We start from the raw sequence: 15,688 nt of genomic DNA on the forward strand, positions 1-15,688 counted from the left end.
ATCAATCGCTAGATTGAGCGGTAATTACACCGCCAAACGAATTTGACGGCTGACGACGGGTAAAAATCAACAGCCTGCTAGTATTAAAGAATACCTAAAAATGTACAATGATTCATCGTGTATCAGCATCCCGGATCGGTAGGGTTTATGCCATTTCCAGACTACAACGGCGGCAGCATTGTCAATTTGATGGCATCATTGCAGGGGGCAATGGGTGGTGACCGCCACAGTTATCCGCCACTCGATCTTCTGGCGTCCCTGCCACTCGGGTCATACCGTAAAATCCTGCTCTGGGTGGTGGACGGTTTGGGTTTCAACTATCTTCGTGCACATCCTGAAGCCGAGACGCTGAATGCCCATCTCAAGGGTTCGATAACCTCTGTCTTTCCACCAACCACTGCCACAGCGGTAACCACCTTCCTCACCGGCGATGCGCCACAACAGCATGGCCTGACCGGTTGGCATGTCTACTTCAGGGAGTTGGGTGCTGTGTTGGCGGTATTGCCCGGACGGCCAAGATATGGCGGAGTCACGCTGGGAGAGGCAGGGATCGACACCGGGATCTTGCTTGGACACACACCTTTCAGCGATAAAATCGCCTGTGACTCAGTCATGCTGTCGCCGGCCTATATCGCCGATTCGGATTTTAACCGGGCCCACCTCGGCAGGGCGCGCCTGGTGAGACACCGGAACCTGCCGGAACTCACCAGTCAGATTGCAGAATTGCTTCGTGAGGGTGATGAACGTTATCTCTATGCCTACTGGTCCGAACTGGATAGTATTGGCCACCGGTCAGGTATCTGGAGCGAAGAGGCTAAACGCCATCTGCTGGATATCGATCAAGCGTTCAGTTATCTACTGGAACAATGCCGCGGCACCGATAGCCTGATTATTGTCTGCGCAGACCATGGCCAGATCGACACCCAGCCGTCTGACAGGATTTCACTTGATGATCATCCGGGACTACTGGAAATGCTCAGTTTGCCACTTTGTGGTGAACCGCGTGCTGCCTATTGTTATCTGTGGCCTGGCTGCGAGAATGCTTTTGATGATTATGTGAAAAGTGAATTCGCGGGTAAGGCGATTGCATATCCATCAAGTGAACTGCTCGATAAGAGCTGGTTTGGTCTTGGGGCACCCCATCCACAGTTATCATCGCGCATTGGAAATCGTCTGCTATTGATGCAGGAAAACCACACCATCAAGGACTGGCTTGCTCAAGAAAAACGATATGATTTGGTGGGTGTGCATGGGGGGCTTAGCAGCAATGAGCTGTTTGTGCCATTGATACTGATGGAAATGTGATCCTTAGATCTTCACTCATATCCTTATGGGTGAAGAATGATTGGATTAACAATTATCGACAAATGTTAAAAACTTGACGATTGAAGATTATTAGACATGATCCTTTTGCTTCTATGATCGTGTGCACATTTATAATCGCATTGACTGGTAGATGCTCTTCAGGGAAATTTATAGGTTTTCCTCTAATAATTTGACCCTCTTTGTCCAATACTTCTAATTTGCCTGAAGCGGCATTAAATTGAATTGAGTATACGAATTTATCAGTTTTGTCATCAGTCGGTTTTTTATACATCTCTGCGCAAGCTGTAATTGTCGACGCAAAGAAAACGATTAGAGTTAGTAATACACAATTTCTTAGTCGTTTCATTTCGATGCTCCTCTTGGTGTGAGTAATATACCTAAATTAACGGAAGGAAAAGGATATTTGTCCAAAAACAGTGCGCTCTGAACTGAAGGAAGAAGGAGATGCCGAAGTCTCAACTGCCAAGCTGTCGTAGCTGTTTCTATCTTCGAAATCAAACTCTTCATCAAAGACATTTTTAACCCCTAACGAGATGAGTCCGTATTTCTCGGGTAAACGATAAGAAACTAGCAAATCAGTTATCCAAAATCTATCTTCTGCATTTTGAGGGGGGTCATCAAAGGTGCTTTCCTGGAACACCCCTTTCTGGTTGATATACGTTGAAGTCACATTAACAATATAACCAGATGGATGATAATAATTTACCCCTATCGGCAAGCGATGTGTCTCTAATTCAACAACACCATCTGGGGATATGCCACTGTATTCTGTAGAGCTGACATTGGTTGCTGAGTCCAATTTACTGAAGTCATATTCCAAGCTAAAGCTTAAATATCTCTGAGGTGACCAATTCAGCCAGGCATTTGCGCTGGACTCATCAAATTCAACATCAATTACTGATTCGGTAAAGGTATTTATGTCAATTAACTCAAAAGGTGTTTCACCCTCACGGTAGAGCCCTCTAATACCTGCTGTAAGTGATGGTATGAGTTCTTGGGTAAAGCCTAAACCGTAATTCCAAGTATCTGTTTGCCGAAATTCATCATAGATCTGGTTGAAACCTGCTATGTGAGTCGGTTCAAGTGTTTGGTAAAAGGATGCAGTGATTGCACTCGAGTTTGTTCTGAAAGCTGCGGCGTAAATCTTTGACTTTTCAGTGACTGACCACTGAGCGCCCAGTTTTGGAAGTATTGTGGTTTCCTCCTCAGAAAATATTTCACTATTACTCCTAGCTGCAGAGAGACCAGTTGTAAGTTGCAGCATTTTTGAAGGCTGGTAAAAATAATAGCCATAAAGTCTAATTTGCTTTTCTGTAAAATTAACGCGGCTAGTACAATCAGGAAAAGGCAGCAGACAGGGAAGAGGTGAGAAATCAAATGTTATGGCAGAGTTTTGATTGTCACGATTGTAGTTTATTCCGCCTATGAAACGATGCGAGACGCCATCGTGCAGGATTTGCAGATCGTGGATATTAAGTTTTGTATCTATTTTCCTGAGTGTGCCTGTGCCATCAGATGCTGATGTCTGCAGGGTGTCGTCAATCTCTGTATTTCTTGTGTTGAAGAGAACAAGTGTTTGAGGGGAAATGGCGTGGTTTACACCTATTCGGTAATTCATGATTTCGGTGTTTACTCGTAAGTTACTGTCAACAAGCAAGCTTGGCAGCAATCTCTGGGCAACATCCCCTTTATCCACTTCATCCTGACTGACTTCAATCTGGAATGAGGTAGCATTAGATATTGCTAATTGGGTGAATATGTTGTAGATATCCTGCTCATAATCCGCATTCGTTTTGAATCCTTCAGTTTCTGTATGATATTGCCCAACACTAAACGCGAAGCGATCATGCAAACCAGCGAGAATAGCATCGTTAGCCCATGTTTCTTCCTCAGCAACGGATGCATCAAATTGAAACGCCAAGCCATTGCGTGTAAAGAGTGGGTTGTATTCGTTGTATGAAAGATCACCGGGGCCATTTCCATCGAGCAAGCCCAAGTTTGAGTTGCTCAACTGAGGCTGTAATGGATCAAGATTAAGGGGTTGTGTCATCTTAGATTGCAACAGTTCACTCTGTCTGGCTGCATCAAGGTTGGTAAGACCCGAATAACTGTCAGCTAGTAATCGATGGGCAGAGTGGTTACTCGGATCCTGTGCCAGTGCATCGATCGCCTGGAGGCGCGCTTGTTGCTCAAAATTCAGATCGTTATATATTCTACCCAGAGAAGCACTGCGGGCAGCCTCATCCTTGTCTAAGAGTTGTCGCGAGCGGTATACACCTCTGCTGTCATTCAGTTCAATAGCCCTCTTTTGTGCATGCAGGGCCTCAACTGGACGATTGCTGGACTGTAGAAGTATCGAATCATAGAACCAAGCCGTTGGGTCATAAGGGTCGATGTCCTTCGCTATAGCAAACTGCTGGGATGCCAAGCTATTGCGCTTTTCTTCGTAATAGGCCTTGCCCATATAGCTGCGAAGCAGTGCATTGTTTTGGTCTAGCAGTACGGAGGTTTCGATCCTCTCACGGCCAGATTCCAAAGCGCCTTGGCGAATCTCCAGTAAACCTAGACCGAGGTGGGGCAGGGGGGCGGCTGAATCGAGTGCGATGGCCTTTTCGAATGCCGTTTCTGCAGCGTTCAAATTGATATCCCGCAGAGAAGCGAACCCGAGAACGGTATGTGCTAGTGAAAGCTCGGGGTTGATCGTGATTGCTTGATTGGCGGCTTCCCGGGCGGATCTCGTGTGACCTGTCATTAACCAGACTTCAGCAAGACGCGCTTGTGCCAAAGCGTTTTGCGGTGCGAGTTCCGCGGCCTTCTTGCTATTGGCCAGGGCGGCCGGAATGTCGAACATGGCCTGATTGACATAGGATTGCGCCATATAGGCTGCTGCTGACTGACTATCCTGCTGCAAAGCCTGTTTTGCCAGTTCGGTGGCCTCTTCCAGACGATTCTGCACAATTGCCTTGATTGCTTTTTGAGCCAGGGTATCGGCTTTACCTGGGGCCTCGGGTAGAGAAGGGTAGTAGAGTGCCCACGCAACAGCCTCGAAGGGTTTGACGACCTCAATTCGAACCGGCTGTTGATCGGCTGATGCCCGGGCGGCCTGATTTGCACTCAAATCGATTGAGCCGGCTTCATTTGCAGCTATCACAGTGCCTTCCAGAACCGTAACTTCGGTCCCCTGGTTTCGTATGCGAATCACAAACTCTGTGCCCTCAATGGATGCGTTCACATAGGGTGTTTTGACCTCCAGGCTCTTTGGTGTGCGGCTGATGAAGTGCACAGCACCTCGAAGCAGGTCCAGGAGGGATGGCGTAGTCTTTCCGACCTGGGTAAATGTCAGCGCGGAATCTCGATCCAGACGCAGCAAGGTATCGTTGGTCAGGCGAACGGCAGCCCTGCCATCGTGTAGTGTTCTTATGGCGTCACCGGCGCAGAATTGATCGTCAAGCACCACTTGTTGCCAGGTTTCCTGGCCGTCTCTTTTCTTTTCTGCACTGCCTTCCAGGGAGACCACTTGAGCCACATGGCTGCACTCGGCTGAAAAGAGTTGCTGCGAAAAGACCAGGATGAAAATGAGAAATAGAAATTTCGCGAGCATTGTGGCCTGTTTGCAATGCTGCATATTGATCCCCTGCTATCGTTTTTATAGATCCAAAATCTTACTGGAAATGTGTGCCTGGCAAGGCAACGAAAATTTCCATTACACGTAGCTATATAGTAACGAATATTTACAAAGATGCGAATTTATTTCATATCTGCCAAGTGTATTGGCTCTCTTTTTTAATGTAATTTATATCTTCCCTGCCTTAAGTCTGTCTCAACACGAAAAAATGCCCGATAGAGTCGATAAATAATGGCAGTAAGACTTAGATTTATAAGGGTTTTGATTGTCGGGATATTTTACCCCCGTTTCTATTATATACATTAGAAATATACAGTAAGTGTTTAATTTAAAGATTGTAAATTAAATATGGCTTGAGTTGTGCATTTATTTCATAAAAGCATCATGTTATGACAAGGGTGTTAAGAAAACTGACATTGTTGGTTTTTTGACAGTTGAGCATTAGGCCGGTTTTTCTAAAACGACAACAATGAAAAACAACAACCTTCAGCACAGTCAAGATGACAGCTATCCGCCTAAGGTAGTGTTGTTCTTACTCGCCATTATCAGCACTGGCAATGCGATGGCTGAAGAGATCATTGAACCAATGAACTTGGAAGATGATCTCCGGCACTGGCACGCTCTATACCAACCTCCCGAGGTATCAGAGATTTCAAAAGAGATCGATTGTCTGGCACGAAATATCTATTTTGAAGCACGCAGCGAATCGGAACAGGGACAGCTCGCAGTGGGCCATGTTGTCATGAACCGGGTTGCGCATGAAGGCTATCCGGATTCAGTCTGCGCCGTCGTCAAGCAGGGAGGGGAGAAGAGACGTTACCGGTGTCAATTTTCCTGGTGGTGCGATGGACGTTCTGATATACCCATGAATAAAAAAGCCTGGCAGCGGTCGCAGGATCTTGCCGAGGCGGTCTATAGAGGGCAATCCAAAGATCCGACTGATGGTGCGCTTTGGTATCATGCGGACTATGTGAATCCTGTATGGAGTACAGCGCTGGTATTGGGCAAGAAAATCGGACAACATCTTTTCTATTTGAGCAAAAAACGGCCTGTATATGCCATGAATTCAGCTACAAGGTTACAGTCGAAAATCGATCCAGTCAGCACTGTGGAACAGTCGCTTGGCTTTCCCGCACTTTAAAGTATCGCCATCCTACTCCGGAATGGGTACTTCGATAAGTTTTCCTGTTTTACAGTTATAGATATAACCGTATATCGGTATGCCATCCGGTACCAATGGATGATTGCGTATTCTTTGCACATCCTCGACAACACTTTTTGCATTGTCCGAGATGGTCAGCCAATTGATGAACCTGCCTTCGATAGAACCGCTACCATCAGCGGAGTCATGCCAACCATCGGCATCGACAGTTGCCGTTTTAAGACTGCTGGCGAGCAGGTCGCCCATGATTTCATTGGTGAATGTCAACATGCCGCAATCGGTGTGATGGATAACAAACCACTCCTTGGTTCCAAGCAGCTTATAGGAAATGACAAGGGAACGGATTGCATCGTCGCTTGCTCTTCCTCCGGCATTGCGAATAACATGCGCGTCGCCTTCAGATAAACCGGCAAACTTTGCCGGGTCGAGTCTTGCATCCATACAGGTTAGCACAGCAAATCGGCGCCCCGGCGGCATGGGAAGCTCACTTTTATCACCAAAACCCTTTGCATATTTTGCGTTTGCAGTTATAACCTCATCGCGAATTTTGCTCATGGCTTATCCCCCGGTTACAGTTTTCCTTACTAACTATGATCACTATTTGACAGGTATCTCGCCCTGGTTATTGATCACAATTTATCGGGTAATTGAATCTAAAGCAGGTTTTTTCAAATGATTAAAAAAAGAGCGGGGCGGTGATGAATACAGGCATAAAAATCACCATCTCAATTCTGGCTATTCACTCCACTTGAACAGCAGACCGTCCGGGTGAAAGGCATACCACGCAAACCAGAAGGCGATGACCGTGGGTATGGTTTTACCCTCAGCATCGATTGCGCTTGCTGTCTGGTTATCGATATCGTATTCGATTTCAATCGATTCGCCACCCACACTGTCCGCTATTCTGCCAGATGTTTTCGCTAGTTCAGCAAAAGGGTAGGCTTTGAAGACCCCACCGATATTCACACCCAAAACACGTTCCTTTGGATGGTAGCCCTTTGCGGCAAATTCAACCGGAAAATAGATCGAGCGGTTAGTTTCGTAGTCACCATAGGGAGACCGTCGATAGTTTCTTGCGAAACCGGTATCATCAGATAACACTTGAGAGTCCGGATGCCTCTTAATCCAGTCAGACCAGGTTGTGTGATACAGAGCAATGGGCTCCAGGCGCTCACCTTTGAATTTACCGCTGATGGCCTGCATTTTGATCTGCGACCACAAAGATTCTGATGTCCGGTCATACAGCAGCACATCACTGTTATAGAGTAATCCCGACACACCGAAGCTTAGCGGTCTATTGTTATGCTCAGCCTTGAATGCGATTCCCGTACCACATAGCGGGCAGAAGGTGACGGCAACGGGTTGGCTCCCAAATCGGTCATTGACAATCTCATGCCAATTCATGATGGCAATCGGATAGGCCCTGACAAAACCATTATGGGAAAGACCAAGAACACGATCTTCAGGTTGGAGGAAATCAACCTTACTAACGGGTAAGAACTTAGGATTGTCGATGGAGGGAATACCATCTTTAGGAGGACCGCCAGGCAATATTTGTTCGATCGGCACCAATGCATCTGTTACATCAAATCCGCTTTTATAGCTTCTTGCTTCAGCCGGACCGATATATATGCCGCCTGCCAAAAAAAGTAGGGTTATAAGCCTGTTGAATGCCATACCGATCACACTTACGCTATCACCAGGGCTGCGGCAGATGTGGCCACATATTCACCAATCAGATCCATATCCACCTTTGGTTGAAGGGATTTTACCGAACCCTTACGTCCGGTAGGGTGGATTGAAATGCGACTATTGTTTTTTTCTATTATCGCTTCTGCGGCACAATTTGGGCAGTAAGTGAGTTCGCCGCTTTTCTGACTGCGTCTCACGACAATGGTGGGTCCGCATGTGAGACAATTCTGAATGGGAATACCCTGGTCCGTATGCCCTAGAATCGTGTTCATTCGGCCGGAATGGGCAAGTTCGATAAAAAGATGTCCAAAATTGCCGTCGAATTGGGTATGCAGGTTCAATTTAATATCTTTCAAGGCCTGATCAAGGGGTAAACTGTGACGATAGGGACGGGTACTGGTCATTGCATCGAAGGCATCGCAGATACTTACGATTCGGGAGTCGATTGACAGATTGCCCTCGTCCAGTCCAAATGGATAGCCGGCGCCATCGGGACGTTCATGATGATGAAGAATGGCGTTTTTCACCAATGAGGCCAACGGGTGCCCGATCAATATTCTCGCTCCAATTTCGGGATGGTTCATAATGGTTTCGTATTCGTCGTCATTCAATCTTCCCGGCTTCTTCAGGATTGAATCAGGAACGCTTATCTTGCCCAGATCATGGAGGAAACCTCCAAGGGTGATCCGTGCCACTTCGTATTTATTTAAACCCAGCGATTCGGCAAGCAGTCGACAGTATTGGGATACCCGCCATAAATGACCGCCGGAATAGGGATCGCGGGCTTCCACCATCCAAGCCATGACCAACAGTGACTGTAATAGTGGTTTCATTCCACGCTGTCGTAATTCGGAAGTATAATCCGGCTCAAACAAGGATTTTGCTGCAGGTAGAAGACTGATCATTTTCCAGTGCCTCACAGTTGTGCAATCCAAGCCAAGTCAATCTCCTTAACTGGTTCGCTACGACGCGATTGACTACACGAATCACAGTAAAGTATACGCACGCTATCGGTCTGTGGATTCATATAGAATTACCCTGCTTGATTCAGGGTAATGTCGATATCGAGCAGCAACCTGGAACGAGTACTGACTTGTTTAAAATAAACTGGATCGACTAGGGCCTGTTAAGACTAATCCGGTGGGCTCTGCTGGTGGATAGAGACGGGGGTAATTAAGGTACGTACTGATTGTGAGTGGGAGGTGGTTTCTCAGTATGCAACCACTTCCGACGCTAGGCTTGGAGAAAATGCTGGGGCAGACGATCGTCACTGACCAGGGGATGCTGGATGAACCCATATGGCGTTGGCCGGCTATGAAAAAGTGGCATTAAGGTTCCATTCAGTTTTGAGGTGCTAATGTTCACAATGTCAGTTACTTGATCGAATGAACAGCCGTTTTTCACTCTCGTTACGGAATCTTTGGCTATATTGGTTAGCAAATATGTTTTCCCGGAAAGGTATGTATTGAGAGGCTTCATATTTGAACAGATCATCTTATCTGAAATCATTAAGTATCACTGCAACTGTTAGCCGTTACCTGTACAGGTCTTTTATTGTTGTAATGTGTATTGTGTTTGCCAGTGCGCTGTTTTCAGGATGTGCCTCGGTATCGAAAACACCCGCCAGCGCAACTGAGCGTTCCAGATCCGACAATCAGGGATTATCTTTTATACCTGTTATTCACCCCGCAGTAAAGATCGCAGAAAACCTGAAAGGCGTACCCTATCGCTATGGTGGGGTTACCCCAAAAGGTTTCGACTGCAGCGGCCTGGTTCACTATGCATACCATAAAGCCGGCATAAAGATTCCAAGAACAACACGGGATCTATACCGGGTGTCCCGGCGACTGCCTATCGAGCAGGCCAAACCCGGTGATTTACTGTTTTTCAAGATAAACTCGCGCAAGTTATCGCATGTGGGACTCTACGCCGGAAACGGACGGTTTATCCATGCCTCGACCGGGCAGAATCGTGTTGCCGACGGTTCGCTCGAAGATCCATACTGGCGTGACCGCCTGATAGGGATAGGCCGGCTTCCAGTTGATCGGATGTGAATGAAATTCCTTATATCAACTTTTTTACATTTTCGAACAATATTCGGGAATGGATTCTCATAATTCAGCTTACCTATGTGGTACGTTTTTCCCAAATGTAGAGAGGAATGAGGAATAGTGACTATGCCACGAATCTCCAAACTTATTGCATTGGTTTCACTGACATGCATCTTGGCTATCAGTCTGATTTCCTGCGGCGGCGGTGGCGGCAGTAGCGAAACTACGACGCCGACTTCAACATCGGCTCAACGCACCGGTACGGTCGGTATTCTTCTGACCGACAAGCCCGCCGACCCATCGCTGTTTGTGGCCATGAACGCCACCATAGAGCGGATGGGATTGATTGGGTCCGAAAATGGTGATGAGGTAACGCTCTTTTCCGATGAACCTCAGACGATCGATCTTCTCAGCCTGAAGAATGAGTCGATTCCCTTCACCTTCCGGGATGATGTGCCCGTGGGTACTTACTGCAAGATTCGTTTAATCCTGAGCGATCTTGAACTGGTGCTGGCCGACGATACCCCGGATGATCTGACTGACAATGAAACCTATCACCCAAACCTGCCGGGCAATGGCAAACTTGATCTGCTCGCGCGTGATTGCTTCACGGTCGAGGAGGGCAATGTAATAACCGTACAGGTCGATATGGATGGTGGTAATTCGATTCATATCACCGGAAACAACAACGGGTACAATTTCAGACCAGTTGTATTTGTTGATGTTCTTGAGGAAGGATTCGAAAGTAAGCTGGTTCGCTTGGAGGGCGAAATCACCGAAGTGATGCCTGATGAGAATTCCCTGTTGATATGTGACGCCCTGCCCATGCAGCAAACAGCGAGTATGGAGTGTGTCGAGATTAAACTGGGTGACGATACGGCTTTCTTCGACAATCTGAATTATAACGGTGAACCTCGTTCTCTCGATGAACTGCTGTTGGAGGAGAATTTGGGTGAAGTGGTGGTTGTTGTGGGCTGGCCCGATCATCAGGTGATGCCCCATGTTGATGTGGATGTTGATATTCCCCGGGGCCACCTTCCATCTCCCGGCGAGTGTCGACTTTGGATGATCGATGAACCTCCCGGTCTACAATCCCCTCCAGGTGACTGCGAATTATTGGAAGAACAAATAACAGATGTTTCCGTTCTGGTGGATCACGAAGGTGTGGTGAGCGACAGATATCACCCCCTGATGGAAGTGGATGCCCTGGTCATTGAGTTGGGTGATTTTCTTCAGGTGGAGGGTGAAGTCGCTGCTGATGCCGATATCAGCGGATTTGGTATGAATGTCACTGAAAGCGGCTCGGTTGTGACAGCTGGGCCGCTTGATGTCATGTTTCATCAGGATGAGCCCGGTATCAATGGCACCAGGATCGTCTCCAAGTCGGGCGACATACTGGATTATCTGGAGGTTACCGTGCCCCGCAAGGTTCAGGTTGACGGCGTACTCGACCTGACAGGTACCGAAGCCGTACTCAAAGCTGCGTTGGTGATTATCGATACCACTACTGAAGAGAACGATCAGCAGATCACCGGTACTATCCTTTCGATTGGTGCAAACGGCTTTGTCCTGTCTCCCGAAGAAGGTACTGTATGTGGTATTGCTACCACTGACTTGGCGGTTACATACGCTGATGGTGTTGATTTTCTCACCGTTGTCATCACCGATACGGTCAGTGAAATCTCACAGGACGGTACGCTTGAGGTCGGCCAGGATGTGGGAATAAACGGCAGCTGAAGTGCGGATGGTTATATTGCCGAAAGCGTTGTGATTTTGGATGATCAACGTATTCCGTAGGTATACTCCAGTACCCTCCTCATAAAGAATCCCCGCACGATGTGCGGGTATTCGTTCCCATCAAATCTCAGTTATTTCATTGCTTGCTGTACAGCCAATATCACTTTTGATCGAGTATCTTCAATCTTTTTGAAAAATCCCGAAATAATCTAAAATATTGAAATATATGTCTGTCATATGGTGAAGCTATATGGTACGGAGTTTTCTTGTATACCTTAGCAGTGCTTTGAGTACAATAAGCTAATCCATACTGTACAAAGACAGCCTTGGGCGAATGGAAGATAAAGATGAAGAAACGCGCTATAACCTGTCTATTATCCTTGCTCTCTACGCATCCTTCTGTACATGCCGGAGAGGCAGATGTAGTCGATGTGGCTATAAAGAATAGAGGGGCCAATATCTATGATTTTTCTGTAACGGTAATGCATCAGGATACCGGTTGGGATCATTATGCCAATCGCTGGGAGGTATTGGATGAAAAGGGTGTCATTTTAGGCACAAGGACGCTTCATCATCCGCATGTCAATGAACAACCGTTCACCCGTCGCTTATCGGGGATTCATATTCCATCAGAGACAAAATCAGTCGTTATTCGATCGCATGACTCGGTCCATAAATACGGTGGTGCGACTGTGACAGTGCAGTTGCCAATGAATTAAACACGTCATGGCTTGTTTGAGTGACTGGCTGCAAAAGGGTAGATCGTTTATCAGGTTTTACCGCTGTTTCTTGTTCTCTTATGGTGCGATTCAGATTTGCGCAATGAATCGAACAACCCATAGGACCAGGGGCGCATTGCGATCACTACTGTGGTTCCGTCCCGGTCATCCAGGGGCAGCTTCGCATCATCGTCATTCAATTCATCGAACTCCCTGGCGAGATGTTCCATTTTACGTTGAAACACACGATTCGAGCTTTCGGCCAACATGCCGTTTATCACAATCAATCTTTCATTCTGGTGGTCAAACCGGGAAGCGAAAAATTCCGCTTCAATCTTTTCCTGGAAGAAGCGCTGAATCGGCCCGTTTTCCTGCCATTTGAAGTTGCGGGCGACGAGTAGCTTGACTCTGTTTTTAGGTAAAAGCTCTATCAGACGCAACCGGTCGAGTTTGGCCAGCTGTTGTATGCATCTGGTCTCGGATATGTGGAAACGCGCTACGATATCATCCAGTGACCAGCGGTTGAGCACACAGACCGTGACCAGCAGCAGTTCGAGATTTCCCGCAATCTCAGCTTCCTGTTCAACGGTCAACCCGGAGATAGCCGTCGCACCAGCCCACTCATTCATCTCCTGTACCAGGTCGGAGATCTCCATCTCCATTATCTGGCAGACTTGGTCCAGGCGCTCCAGGGTAAAGCGACGTTTGGCGAATAGCCGTTTCACGTTCGCCTCAGAGAGATCCAAATGGCGCGCCACATCCGCATAGGTCATCCCGTGTGCTTTGAGGCTGCGTTTCAGGGCATCGATAAGTTGAAGCGTTTGGGCCATGATAAAATGATAAGGTATTAATTAATTATACTGATAGATGAAATCAAACATCTGATTCTAAGTATAGTAGCTTAATATGAGCCAAAGCGCTAAGAGCTGTATTACCCTGCTGTTGACGCAAGTGCATGGTCTTCTCTCAGTACACAATATGTACTCAGAGAAGACCATGCCTTGCGCAGGTTCTGCTTAGCCTTACGGCGTTGTGCCTTGTTGGTTGTGTCGTGTACACCACCCTTGCGCAGCATCGGATGGTTATGCAATGGATTTCGTGGTTTGCGTGTTTTGTTTTTCATCTCAATTACCTCTGTGTTGAAATAAATGGGCCGGTGCCCCGGCCCACTTATCCCTTGACGCACAGCACCTGTTTCAGGGTGTGCACCACTTCAACCAGATCGCTCTGGTTCGCCATTACCTGATCGATATCCTTGTAGGCGCCCGGGATTTCGTCGATGACTCCCTTGTCCTTACGGCATTCAACCCCCCGGGTCTGGGATTCGAGATCCGCCCGGTTGAACTGCCGCTTTGCCTTGGTGCGCGACATGCGACGCCCGGCACCGTGTGAGCAGGAGCAGAAGGACGCTTCACTGCCCTTGCCACGCACAATGTAGGATTTGGCGCCCATGGATCCGGGGATGATCCCCAATTCTCCTTCGCCGGCACGAATCGCGCCTTTGCGGGTGACATAGACATCAGCACCGAAGTGATGCTCCCGCACAACATAGTTGTGGTGGCAGTTGATCGCCTCCTTGGTGATTGAAAAGGGCGGCAGCTGCAGAGCCAGGGCATCCAGGATCTGCTGCATCATTTCGCGGCGATTGATCATGGCGTAATCCTGGGCCCAGGCAACAGCTTCGACATAGTCATCGAAGTGCTGCGCCCCCTCAGTGAAGTAGGCCAGGTCCCTGTCGGGCAGCCTTCCCAGCTGATCGCCCATATCCTTGCGCGCGAGATTGATGAAGTAGCGTCCGATGACATTGCCGATGCCGCGTGAACCGGAGTGCAGCATTACCCATACCGCCTCGTTTTCATCCAGACAAAGCTCGATGAAGTGATTCCCGCCGCCCAGGGATGCCAGCTGTCGAATCCAGATGTCGTAGGGACGCTTTCGCTGCATCTTGGCGATTGCAGGATGCTTGCCGAGAATCTGATCCAATCGCTTGGCCAATGGAACAATGGTTGAGCGCTTCACCGGATCACGGTCATGCATACCGAATCCAACCGGAATCGCCTGTTCGATACGATTACGCAGCATACGCAGGCTGTCAGGCAGTTCGGAGGCGGTCAGGGAGAGACGGATGGCGTTCATACCGCACCCGATATCCACTCCGACCGCTGCTGGCACGATGGCGCCTCTGGTGGGGATCACCGAGCCGACGGTGGCGCCTATACCCGCATGGACATCCGGCATCGCCGCAACATGGTGATGGATAAAGGGCATCTGGGATACGTTCACCAGCTGGTTTAGTGCCGTCGATTCGGTATCCCCGGTCCAGATATGGACCGGCACCCTGCCTTTGTTGAGAGTTTGTAGAATAGGCATTGTCATATTCCTTATAGTTCAAGTTTATAAAAAAGGGGTTCGATTTTCCCTCGACGCAAGCGTTTGATTGTGCGTCTGTCACTGAGCATGCCGGGGAGTTGTTCCGTCTGTTCGAAACAGAACTGTCTCGGCAGAGCGCTGTACAGCGACTTGGGGGGCAGGTAGTGGCCGTTGATGCGTTTCAGGTAGTTCCCGACTTTCCAGCTGTGATACCAGATCTGTTTCAATCCCAACTCTCTGTTGACGAAATCCACAGTGGCAGCGAGCATGGCCTGGCTCCACTCCTTGAGCAGCGGTTCCACGAACTCAAGATAACGACGTGCAGATGCGGCGGTGGTTTTGAAATCGCCACAATCCATTACATGCTCGTCCCTGTCACACCTGTCGAGCCACTTATGCAGCCAGGCGGTATCTCTGACCCAGTCACTTTGAACCTCTTCGATCAATACCTCATCTCTGTCGAGATCGATATCGAGGCGTGACCAGGCCAGAGTCTCCCGGTAATAACTGCGATCACCCCTCCCCAACACCGGATGTCCCCAATAGTTGAAGACACCATCCCGGGTAGGGTGGATCAGTTTCTGCAAAAGGCTGTCATGCTGGTGATTGAAATTGAGTCGCAGTACCAGGTTGACGCCTGGCCGCGATGTTTGCGCATAACGGTCTGATTTACTCCCCCACACACCTGCGGTGACCAGGTAGGTGGTGCCCGGCTCCTGCCAATAGCTGACTAACAGATCACTGTTTAAGCGTCCATTGCCACAGCTGCTTAGTAGAGCGGCGATAGAGGATTTGTTCAGCAGCCTCCCAAAGTTGGATCCCTTAAGGGTTTGAATGGTCGCATGCCGCTTGACCGCAATCTGCAGCAGTTGCACTGCATAGTAGTCCCGGCAGTAGGGGTAGAGTGTTCTCTCCTTAGAAAAATAGGCAAACAACTCCTCTATTTCGTTCTGGTCCATGATTGCTCTCCTTCGTTGATTGGACGCAGGTGGGTTGATGGAAATGG

Annotated in this window: 14 protein-coding genes; 5 read left to right on the plus strand and 9 right to left on the minus strand. The window is 48.3% G+C overall.

Annotated features, from left to right (window positions below; translation table 11 throughout):
• The first annotated feature begins 147 nt into the window (after nt 1-147).
• Nucleotides 148-1,305: an alkaline phosphatase family protein gene (locus CODIS_RS19065; RefSeq protein ID WP_069128249.1), complete on the plus strand. Its 1,158-nt coding sequence runs from the start codon at nt 148-150 to the stop codon at nt 1,303-1,305.
• A gap of 52 nt (nt 1,306-1,357) precedes the next feature.
• On the opposite strand, the gene CODIS_RS19070 is transcribed toward CODIS_RS19065, so the two are convergent.
• Both CODIS_RS19070 and CODIS_RS19075 read right to left on the minus strand, forming a co-directional pair.
• Nucleotides 1,358-1,672, minus strand: a complete 315-nt coding sequence (locus tag CODIS_RS19070; RefSeq protein WP_069128250.1) for a hypothetical protein — start codon at nt 1,670-1,672, stop codon at nt 1,358-1,360.
• 36 nt (nt 1,673-1,708) lie between these two features.
• On the minus strand, nt 1,709-4,951 hold the full coding sequence (locus tag CODIS_RS19075; protein WP_069128251.1) for a FecR domain-containing protein: 3,243 nt from the start codon (nt 4,949-4,951) through the stop codon (nt 1,709-1,711).
• A gap of 469 nt (nt 4,952-5,420) precedes the next feature.
• Here CODIS_RS19075 and CODIS_RS19080 point away from each other — a divergent pair, with 469 nt between their 5' ends.
• Nucleotides 5,421-6,092 carry a cell wall hydrolase gene (locus CODIS_RS19080; protein WP_069128252.1) on the plus strand — a complete coding sequence of 224 codons (672 nt, stop codon included), beginning with the start codon at nt 5,421-5,423 and terminating at the stop codon, nt 6,090-6,092.
• Nucleotides 6,093-6,104: 12 nt separating this feature from the next.
• Here the strand turns inward: CODIS_RS19080 and CODIS_RS19085 are convergent, their stop codons facing one another.
• The 3 genes from CODIS_RS19085 to CODIS_RS19095 all read right to left on the minus strand — a co-directional run bounded on the left by CODIS_RS19085 (nt 6,105) and on the right by CODIS_RS19095 (nt 8,638).
• Nucleotides 6,105-6,668 carry a beta-class carbonic anhydrase gene (locus CODIS_RS19085; RefSeq protein WP_069128253.1) on the minus strand — a complete coding sequence of 188 codons (564 nt, stop codon included), beginning with the start codon at nt 6,666-6,668 and terminating at the stop codon, nt 6,105-6,107.
• A 180-nt stretch (nt 6,669-6,848) separates the two neighbouring features.
• A complete protein-coding gene (locus CODIS_RS19090) occupies nt 6,849-7,790 on the minus strand; it encodes a DUF3179 domain-containing protein (RefSeq protein WP_083220922.1) in 942 nt (313 codons plus the stop codon).
• Nucleotides 7,791-7,801: 11 nt separating this feature from the next.
• Nucleotides 7,802-8,638 (minus strand): HD-GYP domain-containing protein, encoded by an 837-nt coding sequence (locus CODIS_RS19095; RefSeq protein ID WP_069128278.1) that lies wholly within the window; start codon nt 8,636-8,638, stop codon nt 7,802-7,804.
• Nucleotides 8,639-9,376: 738 nt separating this feature from the next.
• Here CODIS_RS19095 and CODIS_RS19100 point away from each other — a divergent pair.
• From CODIS_RS19100 to CODIS_RS19110, 3 genes are all read left to right on the plus strand, one after another.
• Complete coding sequence (locus CODIS_RS19100; RefSeq protein ID WP_162420291.1) at nt 9,377-9,859, plus strand: C40 family peptidase; 483 nt, start codon at nt 9,377-9,379, stop codon at nt 9,857-9,859.
• A 123-nt stretch (nt 9,860-9,982) separates the two neighbouring features.
• Entirely contained in the window at nt 9,983-11,593 is a 1,611-nt protein-coding gene (locus tag CODIS_RS19105; protein WP_069128255.1) for a DUF4382 domain-containing protein, read from the plus strand.
• A 347-nt stretch (nt 11,594-11,940) separates the two neighbouring features.
• Nucleotides 11,941-12,312, plus strand: a complete 372-nt coding sequence (locus CODIS_RS19110) for a hypothetical protein (protein WP_069128256.1) — start codon at nt 11,941-11,943, stop codon at nt 12,310-12,312.
• Nucleotides 12,313-12,362: 50 nt separating this feature from the next.
• Here the strand turns inward: CODIS_RS19110 and CODIS_RS19115 are convergent, their stop codons facing one another.
• The 4 genes from CODIS_RS19115 to CODIS_RS19125 all read right to left on the minus strand — a co-directional run bounded on the left by CODIS_RS19115 (nt 12,363) and on the right by CODIS_RS19125 (nt 15,641).
• Nucleotides 12,363-13,142 (minus strand): helix-turn-helix domain-containing protein, encoded by a 780-nt coding sequence (locus CODIS_RS19115; RefSeq protein ID WP_069128257.1) that lies wholly within the window; start codon nt 13,140-13,142, stop codon nt 12,363-12,365.
• Between the two features lie 101 nt (nt 13,143-13,243).
• Entirely contained in the window at nt 13,244-13,435 is a 192-nt protein-coding gene (locus tag CODIS_RS21090) for a hypothetical protein (RefSeq protein ID WP_162420289.1), read from the minus strand.
• Nucleotides 13,436-13,482: 47 nt separating this feature from the next.
• Nucleotides 13,483-14,682, minus strand: a complete 1,200-nt coding sequence (locus CODIS_RS19120; protein WP_069128258.1) for an RtcB family protein — start codon at nt 14,680-14,682, stop codon at nt 13,483-13,485.
• Between the two features lie 11 nt (nt 14,683-14,693).
• The gene (locus CODIS_RS19125) at nt 14,694-15,641 is read right to left on the minus strand and encodes a hypothetical protein (protein ID WP_069128259.1); all 948 of its coding nucleotides are present in this window, start codon (nt 15,639-15,641) and stop codon (nt 14,694-14,696) included.
• Between the last annotated feature and the right edge of the window lie 47 nt (nt 15,642-15,688).

Source organism: Candidatus Thiodiazotropha endolucinida (genome assembly GCF_001715975.1).
GTDB classification, from domain to species: domain Bacteria; phylum Pseudomonadota; class Gammaproteobacteria; order Chromatiales; family Chromatiaceae; genus Thiodiazotropha; species Thiodiazotropha endolucinida.